An 18,937-nucleotide genomic window follows, 5' to 3' on the forward strand; every position below is an offset into this window, starting at 1 on the left:
AGGACGCACACTGGACGTCATGGATGATGAGCTGGCCATCTCCGTCCGGGGGCTGCGCAAGGCGTACGGCGACAACGTGGCCGTGGCGGGCGTGGATCTGGACGTCCACCGGGGCGAGGTGTTCGCCCTGCTCGGCCCGAACGGCGCCGGCAAGACCACCACGGTGGAGATCCTGGAGGGCTACCGCCACCGGGATGCCGGCGAGGTCACCGTGCTCGGCGCGGACCCGGCCAACCCGGACGCGGACTGGCGCTCCCGGGTCGGCATCGTGCTCCAGGGCACCGGCGAGTTCGACGAACTGACCGTGGCCGAGGTGATCCGGCACTTCTCCGGCTTCTACCCGGACGCGGACGACCCGGCCAAGGTGATCGAGCGGGTCGGTCTGGCCGGCAAGGCGAAGGCCCGTACGCACACCCTCTCCGGTGGCCAGAAGCGCCGGCTGGACGTGGCCCTGGGCATCATCGGCCGCCCCGAGCTGCTCTTCCTCGACGAGCCGACCACGGGCTTCGACCCGGAGGCGCGTCGCGAGTTCTGGGAGCTGATCCGCGATCTCGCCGCGGCCGGCACCACCATCGTGCTGACCACCCACTACCTGGACGAGGCCGAGGCGCTCGCCGACCGGGTCGGCGTCATCGCCGGCGGTCGGCTGGTCGAGGTCGCCGCGCCCAACCGGCTGGGCAATCGCCAGGAGGCCCTCGCGACGGTCTCCTGGCGTACCCCGGAAGGGACGTTGGAAAGTGCGCAGAGCGCGACGCCGACGGCCCTCGTGGCCGACCTGGCCGCGCGTCACGGCGGCGAGGTCCCCGGGCTCACGGTGACCCGGCCGACCCTGGAGGACGTCTACCTCACCATGATCGGACACGCGCGATGACGACCACGACGAAGCCGGCGACGCCGGTCCCCGCGACCCGCAGCCGCCGGCCGGGCGCCGGCGCGCTCGCCCTGCGTCAGGGCCGACTGGAGATCACCCAGTTCCTGCGCAGCCGGGAGTCCGTGGTCTTCACGATGGGCTTCCCCATCATCATGATCCTGATCTTCGCGTCGATCTTCGATGGCACGATCGGCGGCGGCGTCAAGTTCACCCAGTACTTCATCACCGGCATGATCGCGACCGGCCTGATGACGGTGAGCTTCCAGAACCTCGGCATCTGGATCCCGATCGAGCGCGACCGGGGCGTGCTCAAGCGCTACCGGGGCACGCCGATGCCGAAGTGGGTCTGGTTCGCCGGCAAGGTGATCATGGTGGTGGCGATCGGCATCGCCGAGACGGCGCTGTTGCTGGCCGTCGCGGTGGCGCTGTTCGACCTCGACCTGCCCGGCACCGCCGCGAAGTGGCTCACCTTCGGCTGGGTCTCCGTGCTCGGGGTGACCGCGTGCACCCTGTGCGGCATCGCGATCTCGTCGCTGGCCCGCACCGCCCGCAGCGGCTCGGCGGTGGTCACCCCGGTCGCCCTGGTGCTCCAGTTCATCTCCGGGGTGTTCTTCGTCTTCACCGACCTGCCCACCTGGATGCAGCAGGTGGCGGCGCTGTTCCCGCTGAAGTGGATGTGCCAGGGGCTGCGGTCGGTGTTCCTGCCGGAGAGCTTCGGCGCGCAGGAGCCGGGCGGCTCGTTCGAACTGGGCCGGGTGGCGATCGTGCTGGTCCTGTGGTGCGTGATCGGTGTGGTGCTCTGCCTGACCACGTTCCGCTGGACCACCAAGCGCGACGGCTGAGCGGCCGGCCGGGGCGGCCTCCCGCCCCGGCCGCCACACCTCAGTACGTGTAGAAGCCCTTGCCGGTCTTGCGGCCCAGGTCGCCGGCGGTGACCATCCGCTGGAGCAACTCCGGCGGGAAGAACTTCTCGTCGGCGGTGTCGGTGTAGATGTTCTTCGAGGCGTGCAGCAGCACGTCCACGCCGGTCAGGTCGGTGGTGGCCAGCGGACCCATCGCGTGCCCGAAGCCCAGCCGGCAGGCGGTGTCCAGGTCCTCCGCCGACACCACACCGGCCTCGACCAGTTTGACCGCCTCCATCACCAGGGCGGAGATAAGCCGGGTCGTGACGAAACCGGCGATGTCCCGGTTGACCACCACGACCGTCTTGCCGATCTCCTCGGCGAAGGCCCGCGCCGTGTCCAGCGTGGCGTCGTTGGTCTTGTAACCGCGAACCAACTCGCAGAGCTGCATCATCGGCACCGGCGAGAAGAAGTGGGTGCCGACGACCGCCTCGGGTCGCTCGGTCACCGCGGCGATCTGGGTGACCGGGATGGCCGAGGTGTTGGTGGCCAGCACCGCGTCCGACTTGCAGATCTTGTCCAGGGCGCGGAACACCTCGTGCTTGATCTCCAGCCGCTCGAAGACCGCCTCGACCACGATGTCCGCGTCCGCCGCCGCCTCCAGGTCGGTGGTCGGGGTGATCCGGGCCAGCGTCGCCTCGACCTCGGACGCCTCGATCCGACCCTTCTCGGCGAACTTCTCCAGTGACTTCCGGATGCCGCTGAGCCCCCGGGTGGTGGCCGCGTCGTCCAGGTCGCGCAGCGTCACCTGCCAGCCAGCCTGCGCCGCCACCTGGGCGATGCCGGAACCCATCAACCCGGCCCCGACGACCGCGAGTCGACCCGCCATCTACTTCTCCCTCGCTGCGATTGAGTGCCTGCCTGCACCCTAGTCGGCGAGCCTGAACGATGGCTAAGTGGCGGTCGGGCCGGGTCGGGTCGGGTCGGGCCGGGCCGGGCCGGGCCGGGTCGGGTCGGGCCGGGTCGGGTCGGGCCGGGTCGGGTCGGGCCGGGTCGGGTCGGGTCGGGCCGATGGAGGAAGCAGCGCCCGCCCGGTCGGGCCGGACGAGGACGCCTGCGCCGTCAAATCTCCAGTGCCGGCTCCTCCGGCGTGGTACCCCGCTCGACCGTCACCCCGAGCGCGCGCAGGTCGGCCACGAAATCCGGGTAGCCCCGGTCGACGTGGTGCACGTGGGAGACCTCGGTGACCCCCTGCGCGCAGAGCCCGGCGATGATCAGCCCCGCGCCGGCACGGATGTCGGTGGCCCGCACCGGGGCGCCGGAGAGTCGATCCCGGCCACGGACCACCGCGTGGTGCCCGTCGGTCTTGATGTCCGCACCGAGCCGCATCATCTCGTTGGCGAACATGAACCGGCCGTCGAAGATGTTCTCGGTGATCAGGGAGGCGCCGTCGCTGACGGCGGCCAGCCCGATCGCCATCGGTAGCAGGTCGGTGGCGAAGCCGGGGTACGGCAGCGTCACCACGTCCACCGCCCGGGGCCGCTCGTCCATCCGGACCCGGAAGCCGTCCCCCCGCGTCTCCACCAGGCCGCCGGCGGCCACCACCTTGTCCAGCGCGACCTCCAGGAAGGCCGGATCAAGCCCGGTCACCGTCACGTCCCCCCGGGTCATCGCCGCGCCGAACGCCCAGGTGCCGGCGACGATCCGATCCCCCACCGTGGCGTGCCGCACCGGGCGCAGACCGGACACTCCGGTGATCCGCAACGTGGACGTGCCCGCGCCGGCGATACGCGCGCCCATCTGGTTGAGCATCGTGCAGATGTCGACGATCTCCGGCTCCCGGGCCGCGTTGTCGATCATCGTGGCGCCCTGGGCCAGCACCGCCGCCATCACCAGGTTCTCGGTCGCGCCGACGCTGGGAAAGTCCAACACGATGTCCGCGCCACGCAGGCCGTGCGGGGCGGACGCGATGACGAACCCGTGCTCACCGGAGATCTCCGCGCCCATCCGGGTCAGCCCGGAGATGTGCATGTCCAACCCCCGCGACCCGATCGCGTCGCCGCCGGGATGGGCCACCCGGACGTACCCCCGACGGGCCAACAGCGGACCGAGCACACAGATCGAGGCGCGCAACCGGCGGACCAGGTCGTAGTCGGCGTCCGCCCCCGGCTGCTCGGGCACGTCGATTGTCACCGACCGGGACCGGGCCACCCCGCCGCGAGCGACCATCGGGTCGACCGGATCGTCCGCGTCGAACTGGACGTCGCAGCCCAGCCGACGCAACACCTCTCCCATGATCGCGATGTCGGTGATCCGGGGGACGTTGGTGATCACGCTACGGCCGGGCGCGAGCAGCGCGGCGGCCATCAGCTTCAACGCGGAGTTCTTGGCGCCGACCACGTGCACGGTGCCGGCCAGCCGGGCGTCACCGTGCACCCGGATGACGTCGACATCGTTGACCGCCGAATCGCCGCCGTCGCCGGGGCCCACCACCACCGGCCAGCCGGCGGTGCTGTCCGGCCGCGCCGGGATCGTCAGGTCGGGAATCCGTAGGCTGTGCGTCATGGCCGTCCACCTCACGCGCATCTACACCAAGGCCGGCGACGCCGGCATGACCAGGCTGAGCAACAACGAGCAGGTGCCGAAGACCGATCCCCGGATCGCCGCGTACGCGGATGTCGACGAGTGCAACGCGGCGATCGGTGTCGCGCTCGCGCTGGGGAACCTCGACGAGGAGCTACGCGGGGTGCTGGGGTCGGTGCAGAACGACCTGTTCGACGTCGGCGCCGACCTGTCCACCCCGGTCGAGCCGGAGCCGAAGTACCCGCCGCTGCGGGTGACCGAGGAGTACGTCGAGCGCCTGGAGGGCTGGTGCGACGAGTACAACGCGCGCCTGAGCAAGCTCGACTCCTTCATCCTCCCCGGCGGCACCGCGGGCGCGGCGCTGCTGCACGTGGCGCGGACCGTCGTCCGGCGTGCCGAACGGGCGGCGTGGGCGCTGGTCAGCCATGATCCGGAACGAACCAGCACGCTCCCGGCAAAGTATCTCAACCGGCTCTCCGATCTGCTCTTTATCCTGTCAAGAACGGCAAATCCGGCAGGAGATGTGCTATGGGTGCCAGGCGGCAACCGCTGACCGTCGGTGCTCCGCACCACGTCGAAGGGTGGGTTCCCACTCTGGCCGCCACCACGCGTCACCGGAGGTGGCTACCCCGCGAGTTGGGGGCGGAACTGGTCGGGGCGCCCGCCTGACCCGCTTCAGCGGCCGGAGTCGTCCAGCGCACCGCGCCGGCTGCGCACGCCCCGCCCCGGACCTGGCCGCCGGGAGCCGCGTGCCCAGCCGCCCGGCCCGCCCTGACGGCGCAGTCCCGCACAGGACCTGCTGGCGGTCACCCGGCGGCGGGCCCTGGCCCGCCGCACGCGGCGGACCAACGACACACCCGCGGCCACCACGACCAGCAGCGCGCCGCCGCCGGCCAGTGCCCCGGTGGGCACCGCCCCGATGGTGTAGCCGACCAGCACGGTGCCCGGCACCCAGATCAGCACACCGAGGGCGTTGAAGGCCACGAACCGCCGGTACGGCAGCCCGACCGCACCGGCCACCCGGGGCACCAGGGTCCGGACGAAGGCAGTCCACCGGCCAAGGAGGACAGCCAGGCCGCCCCGGGCAGACACCAGCGACTCGGCCCGCTGCCAGCGCTCCGGCCCGATCCGCCGGCCCATCCGGCCGGTCCGCAGCCGGGCACCGAGGAGGCGACCCTCCAGGTAGCCGGCCTGGTCGCCGGCGAAGGCCGCCAGCGTCGTGACCACCAGCGCGACCACGAGGTCCACCTGACCGTCACGGGCCAGCAGGCCCACGGTGAGCATGGTGGTGGCCGCCGGCAGCACGAGACCGGCAAGCAGGCCGACCTCCGCCGCCAACACCGCGGCGGCGACCAGCAGCACGTACCCGGGTGGTAGGCGGGTAAGCAGATCGAGAAGGGGTTCGAAGGTCACCGACCGACTGTCCCGCGCGGGCCGCACGTCGACGCCCCTCCCGCCGGCCGGCCCGCATCCTCCGGGTGGCCGCCGGTATCCCTAGGTGTCCCCCGGGTGGCGCTCAGGGGCGTCCAGTTCGAGCACCGGATTGAAGTCGTCGTCGACCAGCCCCAGCCGGTGTGCCACCACCGCGGCCTGCACCCGGTTGCGCAGGTGGAGCTTCTCCATCGCGGCCGAGACGTGTGTCTTGACGGTGGTGACGCCCAGGTGCAGCCGAGCGCCGATCTCGGCGTTGGACAGCCCGGCGCCAACCAACGCGAGCGCCTCCCGCTCCCGCCGGCTGAGGAGTCGCAGTCTCGGCCCGAGCCGGTCCGGCTCCCGCTGGCGCTCCCGCTCGTGCACGGCGATCGCCCGCTGGACGATCCGCGCCAGCACCGGCGGGGCGAGCAGCGGCTCACCCCCGGCGGCCCGGCGCACCGCATCAATCAGCTCTTCCGGCTCGCCATCCTTGACCAGGTAGCCGAGCGCGCCAGCCCCCAGCGCGCCGTAGACGTTCGCGTCGTCGGCGAAGGTGGTGAGCACCAGCACCCGGGCGGCTGGCTGGCGGTCCAGGATGCGGCGGGTCGCTTCGATGCCGTCCATCCGGGGCATCCGCAGGTCCATCAACACCACGTCCGGGCGCAGCCGCTCGGCGAGCCGGACCGCCTCCAGCCCGTCCCCAGCCTCCCCCACGACCTCGAACTCGCCGGCCGTCCGCAGCAGCAGCCCCACGCCCGCCCGGACCAGCGCCTGGTCGTCCACCACGAGCACCCTGATCACGCGTTCTCCCTGATCGGCAACCGTGCCTGCACCAGCCATCCGCCGTCCTCGGTCGCCGCCGCGCTCAGCGTGCCACCGAGCAGCCCGACCCGCTCCCGCATCCCGCCGAGCCCGTACCCGGACGGCGGCAGCACCGGTCGGGGCCGGACCGGTCCGCTGTCGCGCACCTCGACCACCAGACCTCCCGCGTAGGACCGCACCTCGACCGAGACGCTCGCTCCAGGGCCGGCGTGCTTGAGAGCGTTGGTCAGCGCCTCCTGCACCACCCGGGCGGCGGTCGTGCCGACCACAAGTGGGGCGTCGGCCAGCGCGCCGGACACGGTCACCCGCAGCGCCACCCCGGCCTCCCGGACCCGGCGGGCGGCATCGGCGATCAACTGCTCCGGCTCCACCTGAGGGGCAGCCGACTCGACAGCGTCCGGGTCACGCAGCACCTCCAGCAGCTCCCGCAGCTCGTCCAACACGTGGCCGGCGGTGTCCCGCAGCTCGCCCAGCGCCAGCACGGCCTCGTCGGCGTTGCCGGTGCGCGCGACCGCGTACCGGGCGGAGCCCGCGCGCAGGGCGATCGCGGCGATGTGGTGCGCCACGATGTCGTGCAGGTCCCGCGCTATGCCAGCACGCTCGGCCAATCGGGCGGCCCGGGTTTCCACCGCCTGGCGGAACTCGGCCTCCCGAGCCCGCTCCTCGGCGACCAACGTCCCGTGGCGGACACCGCGCAGGTAACGGCCGAAGGCGACGGGCGCGGCGGCGATGCCGGTCAACGTGATGAATCGGAGCACGCCCTGGGCGCCGGTGACCACCACGGCGTTGCCCGGGTCGACGACGTTCACCAGGGTCGCGGAGTAGAACAGGGCGAAGGCCGCAGCAGTCGCCGGCCAGTTCGCCCGATAGGCGACGAACCCGAGCGCGACCGCCGCCGCGAGCTGCGCCGTGTCGGTGCCGGTCACAGTGGTGGCGTCGGCGACGAGCACCAGCGCACACTCGGCGACGAGCACCAGCCAGGGCAGTCGGCGCACGCCGACCAGAACCAACCCGGCGAACACGGCGAAGACGCCGGCCCACGTCTCGCGCGGCAGCCCCGGCGCGATCAGTCGGGTGGTCGCCAGGCCCAATCCGGCCGCGACCAGCCCGAGCAGTAGCTCGGGCCACCAACTGCGTCGACCGGCCCCCACCCGGCCACCATACGGAGCCACCGGCCGGGCTCCGGTCCTCCCACTGGCCGGGTCCCCTCCTCCGGGTGGCCGGCAGGCCAGCCCGCGGCACGATCCAGTCCGGGCGGCGTCGGGGCCACCTCGACCGACATGGTCAACGACAGCGGAATGATTCCGGCAGGATCCCGGCTTCGCCGTGCAGGGCGAGGGCCGCACGCCGACTGCTCGCCGAGCAGTTCGAGGAGATGCGCCCCGGTCAGGCGGCAGGCCAGTCCTGGGAGGCCATACGCGGCGAGACCGCCCCCGGAGGGGCGGCCTCGAGCCAGGAGAGGAAACCGGTAACGGTCGATCGCGCCATGGCGATCTCCACCGGTGCGTGGTGACTGGTACAGCGGAGGATCACCCAGTCGGCCGGCATGGAGAGCCGTTCCTGGCCTTCGGGCAACCGGCGGCGCTCCACCGCCAGGCCCTTGCGGGAGAGCACCCGCTTGGGCCGGATCGCGAAGCTGAACATCCGGTACCAGCGCAACTCGTCACCGGCGAACCGACCGAAGCCGGGCGACCAGCCACGGCCGTCGAGCATGGTGGAGACGCGGACGCTAAGCCGGATGATGCCACCGCTGCGGGTGACCAGCGCTCGCCGGCCGAACAGGATCAGTAGCGCGCAGAGGATGACGACAACGCCGATTCCGAGTCCTTCGACGATCTCCATCCCCGGTGTGGCTCAGCGGCTCTGTGCGGAGACCGGGGTCGCGCTCTCGGCCAGCACGGTGACGCCGTCGGCGCTCACCGAGAGGAAGCCGCCGGACACCTCGTAGGACACCTGCTCGCCACCGGCCAGCTTGATGCGCACCTGACCCGGCTCGGCCAGCTGGCCGAGCAGCGGCGCGTGCCCCGGCAGGACACCCAGCTCGCCCTCGGTCGTCCGGGCGACGACCATCTCGGCGTCACCGGACCAGACCTTCTCCTCGACGGCGACGAGCTCGACGTGAAGCTGCTGTGCCACGCTGTCTCCTTGCTGCGGCTACGGATTGCCGAAAGTCTAGCCTGACGATGAGGCGCGCCCAACGCGGGTGCGGACAACGGCGTCCCGACTACTTGGCCTTGTTCACAAATTCCGGGTGCTCGAGCAGGAACGGGTCGAGTTGCTCGTTGTGCAGGGCGGTGAAGAAGTCCGGCACCCCCGGCTGGAACTGCTCGCCCAGATACCTCTTACCGTCGAAGACGCCCCCACCGGGCAGCTTAATCATCTCGATCGTGTTCGGGCGGATGTCCTTCAGGGCGAGCCCGAAGTCGACCACACTGTTGCCCCGACCGTTGAAGATCAGTGATTGGCCGGCGGCGCGGAGCACCTTGTCGAGCTTGATCGGGTTGGACACCACGTCGGCGCTGAACGCCTGGCCGACCATGGCCTTGACGAACTGCTGCTGGTGGCGCTGCCGGCCGTAGTCGGAATCCGGAACGCCGTTCTTCGGGTAGCGCTGCCGGACGTAGTCCAGCGCCTGCCACCCACTCAGGTGCCGGTTGCCCTTCTTGTAGATCGCCTGCGGGCCGACGTAGCCCTCACCGCGGGTGTTGCCCGGCCGAGGCTTGCCGTCCGGCTGCTTGTGCTCGGACTTCACGTCGCGCTCGATGTACATGTCGACACCGCCCATGGCGTCGACGATCTTCTGGAAGCCGGTGAAGTTGATGATCGCGCCGGCGTCGAACCGCTTGATGCCGGTCACCTTCTGCACGGTGGTGGCCAGCAGCTCGAAGCCCCGGGCCGCGTCGGGGTTGGCCCCCGGCACCTTGCTGCCGAACGACATCGCGGCGTTGATCTTCGTGGTCTCGCCCGGGAATTCGGCCTTCTTGAACGGCGGGATGTCCACGTAGAGGTCGCGTGGCAGCGAGAACAGGTAGGCCCGGTCCATCGAGGCCGGCACGTGCAGCACCATGATCGAGTCGGCCAGGGGCGCGGCCGTCGGCGTACGTGGGTCGATGCCGACGAGCAGGATGTTGAGCGGACCCTTGATCTCGCTCTTCTTCGCCTGGGCGCCGGCCGCCTGGTCACCGAAGAGATCGGCCTTGCCGACGGCCCCCTCGTAGCGGGCCATGAGCACCTCGGTGCCGACCAGCACGGCCCCACTGAGCACGGTCAGCACGGTGCCGAACACCGTGCAGATCCGGGCCCACCGTGGCACGCCTCGCCAGATGGACGGCTTGCGGCCACTCTTGCCGGCCTTACCCACGAGCATCTCCGTTCGTTACGCCCACGATGAGGAAGACGGGCGCACGTCGCCGAAAGGTTGCACAGATCAACGCTCGTTCAGGTGAGCGCGCGGAACGAACCGTATCTCGGGAGCCTCGAAAGTGACGACCGCGAGTAACGGACCGCGACGATGGTAAGGCGCGAACATGAACAAAAGACTGCCCCGGCGTTGCCGGGGCAGTCTTTTTGTTACGGGTCCGACGGGGGCTGGTCAGCCCTTCATCAGCTCCTCAGCCTTCTTCTCCAGGTCCTCGAGACCGCCGCACATGAAGAACGCCTGCTCGGGGAAGTGGTCGTACTCACCCTCGCTGATCTTCCGGAACGCCTCAATGGTCTCCTTGATCGGGACCGTCGAGCCCGGCACGCCGGTGAACTGCTCCGCCGCGTAGGTGTTCTGCGACAGGAAGCGCTCGATCCGCCGGGCCCGAGCCACGGTGATCTTGTCTTCCTCGGAGAGCTCCTCGATACCGAGGATGGCGATGATGTCCTGCAGGTCGCGGTAGCGCTGCAGGATCCGCTTCACCTCGGTGGCGACCTGGAAGTGGTCGTTGCCGACGAACTCCGGGGCGAGGATCCGGGACGAGGACGCCAGCGGGTCCACGGCCGGGTAGATGCCCTTGTCGGAGATCGACCGCTCCAGGTTGGTGGTCGCGTCCAGGTGGGCGAACGTGGTGGCCGGGGCGGGGTCGGTGTAGTCGTCCGCCGGCACGTAGATCGCCTGCATCGAGGTGATGGCCTGGCCCCGGACGGAGGTGATCCGCTCCTGGAGCTCGCCCATCTCGTCGGCCAGGGTCGGCTGGTAACCCACGGCGCTCGGCATCCGGCCGAGCAGGGTGGACACCTCCGAACCGGCCTGCGTGAAGCGGAAGATGTTGTCGATGAAGAGCAGCACCTCCTGCTTCTTCACGTCCCGGAAGTACTCCGCCATGGTCAGCGCGGAGAGCGCCACCCGCAGCCGGGTGCCCGGCGGCTCGTCCATCTGGCCGTAGACCAGCGCGGTCTTGTCGATGACGCCGGACTCGGTCATCTCGGCGATGAGGTCGTTGCCCTCACGGGTGCGCTCACCCACGCCGGCGAACACCGAGGTACCACCGAAGTTGCGGGCAACCCGGGTGATCATCTCCTGGATGAGCACCGTCTTGCCCACACCCGCGCCGCCGAACAGGCCGATCTTGCCGCCCTTGACGTACGGGGCGAGCAGGTCGATGACCTTGATGCCGGTCTCCAGCATCTCGGTCTTCGGCTCCAGGTCCGCGAAGGCCGGAGCCTTGCGGTGGATGCCCCACCGGTCGTCGGCCTCGAACGTCTCGCCCTCGGTGAGGTTGAGCACCTCGCCGATCGCGTTGAACACCTTGCCCTTGACCGCGTCGCCCACCGGCACCGTGATCGGCTCGCCGCGGTCGCGCACCTCGGCGCCACGGACCAGGCCGTCGGTCGGCTGCATCGAGATGGCACGGACCAGGTTGTCACCCAGGTGCTGGGCGACCTCCAGGGTCAGCGTCTTCTCACCGCCGGACAGGTTCACCTTGACGTTGAGAGCGTTGAACAGGGCCGGCATGGCGTCGCGCGGGAATTCGGCGTCGACGACCGGGCCGATGACCCGGACCACGCGACCCGTGGCCGTCTTGGTCTCTACTGGTGCAGTCATCACACTTCACTTCCCGACGCGGCCAGCGCGTTGGCGCCGCCGACGATCTCGCTGATCTCCTGGGTGATCCCGGCCTGGCGAGCCGAGTTCATCTCGCGCGTGTACTTCTCGATCATCTCTTCGGCGTTGTCGGTGGCGCTCTTCATCGCCCGCCGCCGTGCCGCCGACTCACTCGCCGCCGACTCGATCAACGCCGCGTAGATCCGCGTGTTGATGTACCTCGGCAGGAGCGCGTCGAGCAGCGCCTCCGCCTCCGGCTCGAACTCGTACGCCGGCAGCAACCCCTCGGAGCGCGGCCGGTCCTCCACCTGCATCGGACCGATGACCTTGGTCACCGGGTTCTGCGTCATGAGCGAGTGGAACTCGGTGTAGACGATGTGCAACTCGTCGACGCCGAGCACCCCGTCGGCTCCGGCGCCGCCGTCGACGTCGTCCGCACCGGCCGTGAACGCCTTGATCAGCGTCTCACCGACGGTACGCGCGTCCTCGAACGACGGCTGTTCGCTGAAACCGGTCCAGTTCGCCTCGATCGGCCGCTCGCGGAACCGGTAGAACCCGACGCCCTTACGCCCGATGACGTAGAGCACCGGCTCCTTGCCGTCCTCCTTGAGCCGCGCGATCAGCGACTCCGCCATCCTGATCGCGTTGGAGCTGTAACCGCCGGCCAGGCCACGGTCGCTGGTGACCAACAGGACGCCCGCCCGCCGCACCCGCTCGCGCGGGGTGAGCAGCGGGTGGTCGATCCGCGCGTTGGACGCCAGCGCCGTGAGCACACCGGTGATGGCCTGGGCGTACGGCAGGGACGCCTGCACCCGGGCCTGAGCCTTGGCGATCCGGCTCGTCGCCACGAGCTCCATCGCCTTGGTGATCTTCTTCATCGACTTCGCCGAGCGGATCCGTTGACGAAGAACGCGTACCTGGGCCGCCATCAGATCAGCTCTCGGCCGGGCGGTCGGTCGCGCCGTCGCGGAAGCGGGTCACCGTCTCGCGGTTCTCGTCGCCCTCCAGCGGCGCGGCCGGCGCGTCGTTGACCTTGCGCTCGTCCTCCTTGCCGAGGAAGACCTGCTTGAACTCGCTGATCGCGCTGTCCAGGGAGCCGATGATGTCGTCGTTCCACTGGTTGTCGGCGATCCCGGCCAGCACGCCCTGGTGCTTGTGCCGCAGGTACTGGAGGAACTCCGACTCGAAGCGCCGGACCTCGCCCACCGGGATGTCGTCCAGCTTGCCCTCGGTGCCGGCCCAGACGGAGACGACCTGCTCCTGCACCGGGAACGGCGAGTAGTTCGGCTGCTTGAGCAGCTCGACCAGACGCGAACCGCGGTCCAGCTGGGCCCGGGAGGCCCGGTCCAGGTCGGAGGCGAAGGCGGCGAACGCCTCCAGCTCGCGGTACTGCGCGAGGTTGAGCCGCAGCGAACCGGCGACCTTCTTCATCGGCTTGACCTGCGCGGCGCCACCGACCCGGGAAACCGAGGTGCCGACGTTGATCGCCGGACGAACGCCCTGGTTGAACAGGTCGGTCTCCAGGAAGATCTGACCGTCGGTGATCGAGATGACGTTGGTCGGGATGAAGGCCGAGATGTCGTTGGCCTTCGTCTCGATGATCGGCAGACCGGTCATCGAGCCGCCACCCAGCTCGTCGGAGAGCTTCGCGCAGCGCTCCAGCAGGCGGGAGTGCAGGTAGAAGACGTCACCCGGGTACGCCTCACGGCCCGGCGGGCGACGCAGCAGCAGCGACACGGCGCGGTACGCCTCGGCCTGCTTGCTCAGGTCGTCGAAGACGATCAGAACGTGCTTGCCGCCGTACATCCAGTGCTGCCCGATGGACGAGCCGGTGTACGGAGCGAGGTACTTGAAGCCGGCCGGGTCGGAGGCCGGGGAGGCGACGATGGTGGTGTACTCCATCGCGCCCGCCTCCTCCAACTGCCCCTTGATGGAGGCGATGGTGGAGGCCTTCTGGCCGATGGCGACGTAGATGCAGCGAACCTGCTTCTTCGGGTCGCCGGTGCGCCAGTTGTCCCGCTGGTTGAGGATGGCGTCCAGGGCGACCGTGGTCTTACCGGTCTTCCGGTCACCGATGATCAGCTGCCGCTGGCCCCGACCGATCGGGGTCATCGCGTCGATGGCCTTGATGCCGGTCTGCAGCGGCTCGTCGACGGACTGCCGGGACATCACGTTCGGAGCCTGTAGCTCCAGCTCGCGGAAGCCCTCGTTGGCGATGTCGCCAAGCCCGTCGATCGGGTCGCCCAGCGCGTTGACGACGCGGCCGAGGAAGGCGTCGCCGACCGGAACGGAGAGAACCCGCTCGGTGCGCTTGACCCGCTGCCCCTCCTCCAGCTTGGCGGAGTCACCGAGAACGACGACGCCGATCTCCCGGACGTCGAGGTTCAACGCCACGCCGAGCGTGCCGTCCTCGAACTCCAGGAGCTCGTTGGTCATGGTCGAGGGCAGGCCCTCGACGTGGGCGATGCCGTCGCCGGTGTCGGCGACGGTGCCGACCTCCTCGCGGGAGACGTCGGACGAGTAGGAGGAGACGTAGCGCTCCAGGGCGCCGCGGATCTCCTCCGTCGAGATGGTCAGCTCGGCCATCCTCTGCTTCCTTAAAATTCAGGGGCCCGGGATACCTAGTACCAACCGGTCCGAATGGCGTCTGTCAATCCGGGCGCTGGGCGGCTGAACCGCCCCGACGCCAAGCGGCGGACTGGGCGGCGAGGCCGATCAGCGCTTCGCGAGCGCGTTGCGGGTCTCGTTGAGGCGGCGCAGGATGGTGCCGTCGTACAGGTCGGAACCGACCCGGACGCTCACGCCACCGAGGACGGCGGGGTCGACCGTCTGCTTGACGGAGACCTCTCGACCGTATATCGCGGTGAGGCTCGCACCCAGCCGACGCTCGTCCTCGTCACTCAACGGGGCCGCGACGGTCACGTACGCCACCTGCCGGTCACGCCGGTCGGCGGCGAGCTCGACCAGCCGGGTGAGCGCCCCGGCGAAGGAGCGTCCCCCGAACCCGCCGAGCGCCGCCTCGACGAGGCGGACGGTGACCGGGCGGGCCTTGTCGGCGAGCAGCTCACGGGCCAGGGTGGCCCGCTGCTCGACCGGGGCGACCGGGTCGGCGAACGCGTTGCTCAGCGCCGACTGACCCGACACGACCTGACCGAAGCGGAACAGCTCGTCCTCGACCTCGCCCAGCTCACCGGCCTTGTCGGCGCTGGCCAGCAGCGCCTCCACGCCGAGGCGCTCGGTGCCGTCGAGCAGCTCCGACGGTGCCGACCAGCGGCCGGAGACCAGCGAGACGAGCAGGTCGAGCGCGTCCGCGCCGATCCGCCCACCCAGCATGTCGCCGAGCAGCGCGCCGCGGTCCTCGCCGGAACGGGCCGGCTCGGAGAGCGCCCGGCGCAGCCGCGGCTCACGCCGCAGCAGGGTCGCCACGGAGAGGATGGCGTCGGCGGTGGAGGCCACCGCCGACGGCTCCGCGCCGCGGACGTACGCGTCGAGGCGCTCGGCCGCGACCTTGTACGACTCCCGGCTGGCGGCCTGCATCAGCGGGCCCCCGTGCTCTCGAGACCGCTCAGGAACCGGTCGACGGTGCCCTTGCGCCGCGCCTCGTCGGCCAGCGACTCGCCAACGATCTTGCTGGCCAGGTCCACCGCGATCGTGCCGACCTCCGCGCGCAGCTCGCGCACGATGGTGGCCCGCTCGGCGGCGAGCGCGTCCTTGCCCGCCTGGATCACCCGGTCGGACTCTTCCCGCGCCTTGGCGAGGATGTCCTGCCGGATGCCCTCGGCGTCGGCCCGCGCGTCGTCACGGATCTTGGCGGCGTCGGTCCGGGCCTCAGCGAGCTGGGCACGGTACTGCTCGAGCAGCTGGTTCGCCTCGGCCTGGGCGGCCTCGGCGCGCTTGATGCCGCCCTCGATCGCGTCGACCCGGGCCTGGAACGTCTGCTCCATGCGCGGGAAGACGAACTTCATCAACACGAAGCAGAGCACGGCGAAGGCAACCGAGCCGACCACGATCTCCTGCCAAAGCGGGATGATCGGGTTGTGCTCTGACTCACCACCCTCGGCGGCGAGGAGGAACAACATGGGTGACCTCCCGGTCGGAAGGGGCGGGATCAGCCGGCCCAGATGAAGCCGAAGGCGATGCCGAGCAGCGCGAGCGCCTCGATGACGGCGAAGCCGATCCAGACGTACGGAAGGGTCATCCGCGACGACTCCGGCTGCCGGGCGGTCGACTGGATGTAGGCAGCGAAGACCAGGCCAACGCCGATGCCCGGGCCGATGGCGGCGAGACCGTAGCCGATGGCAGCGGTGCTACCGGTGACCTCGGCGAGAACGCTAGCGTCCATTGGTGTGGTTCCTCCTGGTTATCACGCGTGACTCTCACGCGGGACGACAACGGATGGTGCGGTGGATCAGTGCTCTTCGGCGAGCGCGCCCTGCACGTAGCTGGCGGTGAGGACGGTGAAGACGTATGCCTGCAGGCAGATCACCAGGAACTCGAGGAAGGTGAGCGCGATGGTCATCACCCAGGAGAGCACCGACACGGGGGCCAGCCAGGCGTTGGTGCTCAGCATCGCGAAGCCGCCGAGCGTGAAGACCAGCAGGAGCATGTGACCGGCGAACATGTTCGCGAAGAGACGAACCGCGAGCGAGAACGGCCGGACGATGAAGGTGGAGAAGAGCTCGATCGGGATCAGCAGCGGCAGGATGTACCAGGGTGCCGGCGGGATCAGCGAGTTCTTGAAGTACTTGACGAAGCCGTGCTTCTTGATGCCGACGTAGTTGAACAGCACATAGCTGATGATCGCGAGGATCGCCGGGAAGGCGATGTGCGAGTTCGGCGAGATCTGGAAGAACGGGATGATCGCGAACGCGTTCGTCAGCAGCACGAAGCAGAACAGCGTCGTGAAGTAGGGGGCGAACCGCACGCCCTGGTGGCCGATCATGTCGACCGCGATGTTGTTACGCACGAAGCCGTAGATCGACTCGGCGAACCACTGCTTCTTGGTCGGCACCAACTGCGGGTTCCGGTAGGTCGCCAGGAAGAAGATGATCAGGACGCCGACCGCGATCCAGACCATCGCCGTGATCTTGGTGAACCAGTACGAGTTCTCCACACCCCAGGGCAGGATGCTGGGCAGGTAGAAGTCGTCCACCGTGGGTGGGAATCCCGCCTGGCCCGCTGCCAGAACGTTCGCCTGTCCGAACACCGCGTCCCTTCCTAAGTAGGCGTGCCGAGTCGGCGGACGACCAGGATGATGCCCCCAGCCATACCGAGCACGACGCCGATCCCGGTGGCGACGCCGCCGGTGTCGAGCCACTGGTCAACCAGCCAACCGATGAAACCCCACACGAGCATGCCTCCGATGAGGTAGCTGAGCGCGGTCCAACCCTGACCGGCGCCGGACGGATAGTCGTCCGGTTCGCCGGCGGGACGGGGGGTTTGGTCACCAGCCATGACGGGGCGAACGATATCAGCCGGGAAGACGAGGCTGTGCCTCACCCCCCGCACAACCGTCGTTGTGTGGGCTTCTCGTGGGCGCCGTCGTCTGTGGGCACGCTACTCCCCTTCCGCCCGTCGGAAAATGACCGGAGGCCGACACATTGCGGCGCGTCCGAAAGGTGGGACGCCCGTCGGGTCAGCTGGACGACCGACGGGCGTGCACCGTGGTCAGCCACCAGATGTGCACCGCCGTCCACACTGCCACCCCGGCGACGATGCCGAGGCAGAGCGGGACCAATCCGGCCCAACCGGTCGACGCTACCGCCACCATCACCACCCCCAGAAGGGTGAATTTCAGCGCATAGAGGCCCAGGCCGAGCGGCAGCAGCAACTGTGGGTTGATCTGGTCGGCCCAGGCCAGCACCACTGTGGTGAGGGTGTAACTGAGCACCGTGACGCCCACACCGGCCGCCGCGCCGAACGCGGCGGTCGCGCCGCCGGTCACGCCGCCCACCACCGCGGCGACCGCGGCCAGCGCCAGCGACGCCGCCAGCAACACCGGCAGGTGCCGCAACCGCCACCGCCGGTCGCTGTCCGGTTGGACCACCCCGGGCTCAGCCACGGGGGTACGCCGGGAACGCCGCGACCAGCTCGGTCACCTCGGCACCGAGTCGGGTCAGCTCGTCCGCCCCGCCCGGGGCGCCGGGATCGGTGCGCACCGCACGGGCGATCAGCGTCGCCACCTGCCGCAGCTCCCCCTCACGCATCCCCTGGGTGGTGACGCTCGGTGTGCCCACCCGGATGCCGGAGGCCACCATCGGCGGCTGCGGATCGTACGGGATGGCGTTCTTGTTCAGGGTGATCGAGGCGGCGTCGCAGCGGCGCTCGGCGTCGGCGCCGGTAACCCCCAGCTCGCGCAGGTCGATCAGGGCGAGGTGGGTGTCGGTGCCACCGGACACCGGACGCATCCCCTCGTCGGCCAGCCCCGCGGCGAGCGCCTGCGCGTTGCTGACCACCTGCCGGGCGTACGTCTGGAACTCCGGCTGGGCGGCCTCGCGCAGCGCGACCGCCTTGGCCGCGACCGCGTGCATCAGCGGGCCGCCCTGGGTGAACGGGAAGACCGCCTTGTCGATCCGCTGGGCCAGCGACTCGCGGCACAGGATCATGCCGCCGCGCGGGCCGCGCAGCACCTTGTGGGTGGTGGCGCAGACGACGTCGGCGTACGGCACCGGGGACGGAATCGCCCGGCCGGCGACCAGACCGATGAAGTGCGCCGCGTCCACCATCAGGTACGCGCCGGCCTCGTCGGCGATCTCGCGGAACCGCGCGAAGTCGATCAGGCGTGGGTACGCGGTGGCCCCACAGATGATCAGCTTGGGTCGGTGCGCCCGCGCCAGGTCCCGTACCTCGTCGTAGTCGATCTGCTCGGTGTCCGGCCGGACCGGGTAGCCGACCGGGTGGAACCACTTACCGGAGAAGTTCACCCGGCTGCCGTGGGTGAGGTGCCCGCCGTGCGGCAGGTCCATCGCCAGCACCGTGTCCCCCGGCTGCACCAACGCGGCGTACGCGGCCAGGTTGGCGCTCGCCCCGGAGTGCGGCTGGAGGTTGGCGTGCTCGGCCCCGAAGAGTTCCTTGGCGCGGGCGATGCCGATCTCCTCGGCCCGGTCCACCTCGGCGCAGCCGCCGTAGTAGCGCCGGCCCGGATAACCCTCGGCGTACTTGTTGGTCAGCGTCGAGCCGAGCGCCGCCAGCACGGCCGGCGAGGTCAGGTTCTCGCTGGCGATGAGCTGCAGGCCACCGCGCAACCGGTCCAGCTCGCCCAGGACCACCCCGGCGATCTCCGGGTCGGTGGCCCTGAGCTGCGCGAAATCCGGCCCCCAGAAGGTGCTCGTCTCGGTCTCCACAGCGAACGAGTCTAGGGGGCCGCACACTGGGACC

21 protein-coding genes are annotated in these 18,937 nt (G+C 70.1%); 3 read left to right on the forward strand and 18 right to left on the reverse strand.

The window, feature by feature from the left end; all coding sequences use genetic code 11:
- Nucleotides 1-19: 19 nt before the first annotated feature.
- On the forward strand, nt 20-871 hold the full coding sequence (locus AB0J33_RS17675) for an ABC transporter ATP-binding protein (protein WP_363614738.1): 852 nt from the start codon (nt 20-22) through the stop codon (nt 869-871).
- Nucleotides 868-1,713 carry an ABC transporter permease gene (locus tag AB0J33_RS17680; protein ID WP_363614740.1) on the forward strand — a complete coding sequence of 282 codons (846 nt, stop codon included), beginning with the start codon at nt 868-870 and terminating at the stop codon, nt 1,711-1,713. The genes AB0J33_RS17675 and AB0J33_RS17680 overlap by 4 nt, the downstream gene beginning before the upstream one ends.
- Before the next feature lie 40 nt (nt 1,714-1,753).
- Here AB0J33_RS17680 and AB0J33_RS17685 read toward each other — a convergent pair whose 3' ends face one another.
- Nucleotides 1,754-2,602 (reverse strand): 3-hydroxyacyl-CoA dehydrogenase family protein, encoded by an 849-nt coding sequence (locus tag AB0J33_RS17685; protein ID WP_363614742.1) that lies wholly within the window; start codon nt 2,600-2,602, stop codon nt 1,754-1,756.
- Between the two features lie 233 nt (nt 2,603-2,835).
- Entirely contained in the window at nt 2,836-4,278 is a 1,443-nt protein-coding gene (murA, locus tag AB0J33_RS17690) for a UDP-N-acetylglucosamine 1-carboxyvinyltransferase (RefSeq protein ID WP_363614744.1), read from the reverse strand.
- Here murA and AB0J33_RS17695 point away from each other — a divergent pair.
- On the forward strand, nt 4,277-4,849 hold the full coding sequence (locus tag AB0J33_RS17695) for a cob(I)yrinic acid a,c-diamide adenosyltransferase (RefSeq protein ID WP_363614746.1): 573 nt from the start codon (nt 4,277-4,279) through the stop codon (nt 4,847-4,849). The two genes, murA and AB0J33_RS17695, sit on opposite strands and share 2 nt — an antisense overlap.
- Nucleotides 4,850-4,971: 122 nt before the next feature.
- Here AB0J33_RS17695 and AB0J33_RS17700 read toward each other — a convergent pair whose 3' ends face one another.
- The 16 genes from AB0J33_RS17700 to glyA form a co-directional block, all read right to left on the reverse strand.
- A complete protein-coding gene (locus tag AB0J33_RS17700; protein ID WP_363614747.1) occupies nt 4,972-5,709 on the reverse strand; it encodes a DedA family protein in 738 nt (245 codons plus the stop codon).
- Nucleotides 5,710-5,790: 81 nt separating this feature from the next.
- Nucleotides 5,791-6,510: a response regulator transcription factor gene (locus tag AB0J33_RS17705; RefSeq protein ID WP_363614749.1), complete on the reverse strand. Its 720-nt coding sequence runs from the start codon at nt 6,508-6,510 to the stop codon at nt 5,791-5,793.
- Nucleotides 6,507-7,682, reverse strand: a complete 1,176-nt coding sequence (locus tag AB0J33_RS17710) for a histidine kinase (RefSeq protein WP_363614751.1) — start codon at nt 7,680-7,682, stop codon at nt 6,507-6,509. The genes AB0J33_RS17705 and AB0J33_RS17710 overlap by 4 nt, the downstream gene beginning before the upstream one ends.
- Before the next feature lie 235 nt (nt 7,683-7,917).
- Nucleotides 7,918-8,373, reverse strand: coding sequence for a DUF2550 domain-containing protein (locus AB0J33_RS17715; protein WP_363614753.1), 456 nt, complete (start codon nt 8,371-8,373; stop codon nt 7,918-7,920).
- Nucleotides 8,374-8,385: 12 nt separating this feature from the next.
- Nucleotides 8,386-8,667 carry a F0F1 ATP synthase subunit epsilon gene (locus AB0J33_RS17720; RefSeq protein ID WP_363614755.1) on the reverse strand — a complete coding sequence of 94 codons (282 nt, stop codon included), beginning with the start codon at nt 8,665-8,667 and terminating at the stop codon, nt 8,386-8,388.
- Between the two features lie 88 nt (nt 8,668-8,755).
- The gene (locus AB0J33_RS17725; RefSeq protein WP_363614757.1) at nt 8,756-9,898 is read right to left on the reverse strand and encodes an LCP family protein; all 1,143 of its coding nucleotides are present in this window, start codon (nt 9,896-9,898) and stop codon (nt 8,756-8,758) included.
- Nucleotides 9,899-10,123: 225 nt separating this feature from the next.
- Nucleotides 10,124-11,560 (reverse strand): F0F1 ATP synthase subunit beta, encoded by a 1,437-nt coding sequence (gene atpD, locus AB0J33_RS17730; protein WP_363614759.1) that lies wholly within the window; start codon nt 11,558-11,560, stop codon nt 10,124-10,126.
- Entirely contained in the window at nt 11,560-12,489 is a 930-nt protein-coding gene (locus AB0J33_RS17735; RefSeq protein ID WP_363614761.1) for a F0F1 ATP synthase subunit gamma, read from the reverse strand. Before AB0J33_RS17735 ends, atpD begins: the two co-directional genes overlap by 1 nt.
- A 4-nt stretch (nt 12,490-12,493) precedes the next feature.
- Entirely contained in the window at nt 12,494-14,146 is a 1,653-nt protein-coding gene (gene atpA / locus AB0J33_RS17740) for a F0F1 ATP synthase subunit alpha (RefSeq protein WP_363614763.1), read from the reverse strand.
- A gap of 129 nt (nt 14,147-14,275) precedes the next feature.
- Nucleotides 14,276-15,097 (reverse strand): F0F1 ATP synthase subunit delta, encoded by an 822-nt coding sequence (locus tag AB0J33_RS17745; RefSeq protein WP_363614765.1) that lies wholly within the window; start codon nt 15,095-15,097, stop codon nt 14,276-14,278.
- A complete protein-coding gene (locus AB0J33_RS17750) occupies nt 15,097-15,636 on the reverse strand; it encodes a F0F1 ATP synthase subunit B (RefSeq protein ID WP_363615188.1) in 540 nt (179 codons plus the stop codon). Before AB0J33_RS17750 ends, AB0J33_RS17745 begins: the two co-directional genes overlap by 1 nt.
- A 32-nt stretch (nt 15,637-15,668) precedes the next feature.
- Nucleotides 15,669-15,902, reverse strand: coding sequence for an ATP synthase subunit C (locus AB0J33_RS17755; protein WP_067312849.1), 234 nt, complete (start codon nt 15,900-15,902; stop codon nt 15,669-15,671).
- Nucleotides 15,903-15,968: 66 nt separating this feature from the next.
- Nucleotides 15,969-16,766 (reverse strand): F0F1 ATP synthase subunit A, encoded by a 798-nt coding sequence (atpB, locus tag AB0J33_RS17760; protein WP_363614767.1) that lies wholly within the window; start codon nt 16,764-16,766, stop codon nt 15,969-15,971.
- 11 nt (nt 16,767-16,777) lie between these two features.
- On the reverse strand, nt 16,778-17,014 hold the full coding sequence (locus AB0J33_RS17765; RefSeq protein ID WP_088991414.1) for an AtpZ/AtpI family protein: 237 nt from the start codon (nt 17,012-17,014) through the stop codon (nt 16,778-16,780).
- 181 nt (nt 17,015-17,195) lie between these two features.
- Entirely contained in the window at nt 17,196-17,621 is a 426-nt protein-coding gene (locus tag AB0J33_RS17770; protein ID WP_363614770.1) for a hypothetical protein, read from the reverse strand.
- Nucleotides 17,614-18,903, reverse strand: a complete 1,290-nt coding sequence (gene glyA, locus AB0J33_RS17775) for a serine hydroxymethyltransferase (protein ID WP_363614772.1) — start codon at nt 18,901-18,903, stop codon at nt 17,614-17,616. Before glyA ends, AB0J33_RS17770 begins: the two co-directional genes overlap by 8 nt.
- Nucleotides 18,904-18,937: the final 34 nt, after the last annotated feature.

Origin of the sequence: Micromonospora sp. NPDC049645 (assembly GCF_040675155.1) — a bacterium.
Classification (GTDB): Bacteria; Actinomycetota; Actinomycetes; order Mycobacteriales; family Micromonosporaceae; genus Micromonospora.

What these genes read in the sequence shown, in the direction of transcription:
- AB0J33_RS17765 (WP_088991414.1), bottom strand. Translation starts at nt 17,014, where the DNA reads ATGGCTGGTGACCAAACCCCCCGTCCCGCCGGCGAACCGGACGACTAT.
- AB0J33_RS17745 (WP_363614765.1), bottom strand. Translation starts at nt 15,097, where the DNA reads ATGCAGGCCGCCAGCCGGGAGTCGTACAAGGTCGCGGCCGAGCGCCTC.
- AB0J33_RS17755 (WP_067312849.1), bottom strand. Translation starts at nt 15,902, where the DNA reads ATGGACGCTAGCGTTCTCGCCGAGGTCACCGGTAGCACCGCTGCCATC.
- AB0J33_RS17735 (WP_363614761.1), bottom strand. Translation starts at nt 12,489, where the DNA reads ATGGCGGCCCAGGTACGCGTTCTTCGTCAACGGATCCGCTCGGCGAAG.
- AB0J33_RS17715 (WP_363614753.1), bottom strand. Translation starts at nt 8,373, where the DNA reads ATGGAGATCGTCGAAGGACTCGGAATCGGCGTTGTCGTCATCCTCTGC.
- AB0J33_RS17680 (WP_363614740.1), top strand. Translation starts at nt 868, where the DNA reads ATGACGACCACGACGAAGCCGGCGACGCCGGTCCCCGCGACCCGCAGC.
- AB0J33_RS17695 (WP_363614746.1), top strand. Translation starts at nt 4,277, where the DNA reads ATGGCCGTCCACCTCACGCGCATCTACACCAAGGCCGGCGACGCCGGC.
- atpD (WP_363614759.1), bottom strand. Translation starts at nt 11,560, where the DNA reads ATGACTGCACCAGTAGAGACCAAGACGGCCACGGGTCGCGTGGTCCGG.
- murA (WP_363614744.1), bottom strand. Translation starts at nt 4,278, where the DNA reads ATGACGCACAGCCTACGGATTCCCGACCTGACGATCCCGGCGCGGCCG.
- atpA (WP_363614763.1), bottom strand. Translation starts at nt 14,146, where the DNA reads ATGGCCGAGCTGACCATCTCGACGGAGGAGATCCGCGGCGCCCTGGAG.
- AB0J33_RS17725 (WP_363614757.1), bottom strand. Translation starts at nt 9,898, where the DNA reads ATGCTCGTGGGTAAGGCCGGCAAGAGTGGCCGCAAGCCGTCCATCTGG.
- AB0J33_RS17675 (WP_363614738.1), top strand. Translation starts at nt 20, where the DNA reads ATGGATGATGAGCTGGCCATCTCCGTCCGGGGGCTGCGCAAGGCGTAC.
- AB0J33_RS17685 (WP_363614742.1), bottom strand. Translation starts at nt 2,602, where the DNA reads ATGGCGGGTCGACTCGCGGTCGTCGGGGCCGGGTTGATGGGTTCCGGC.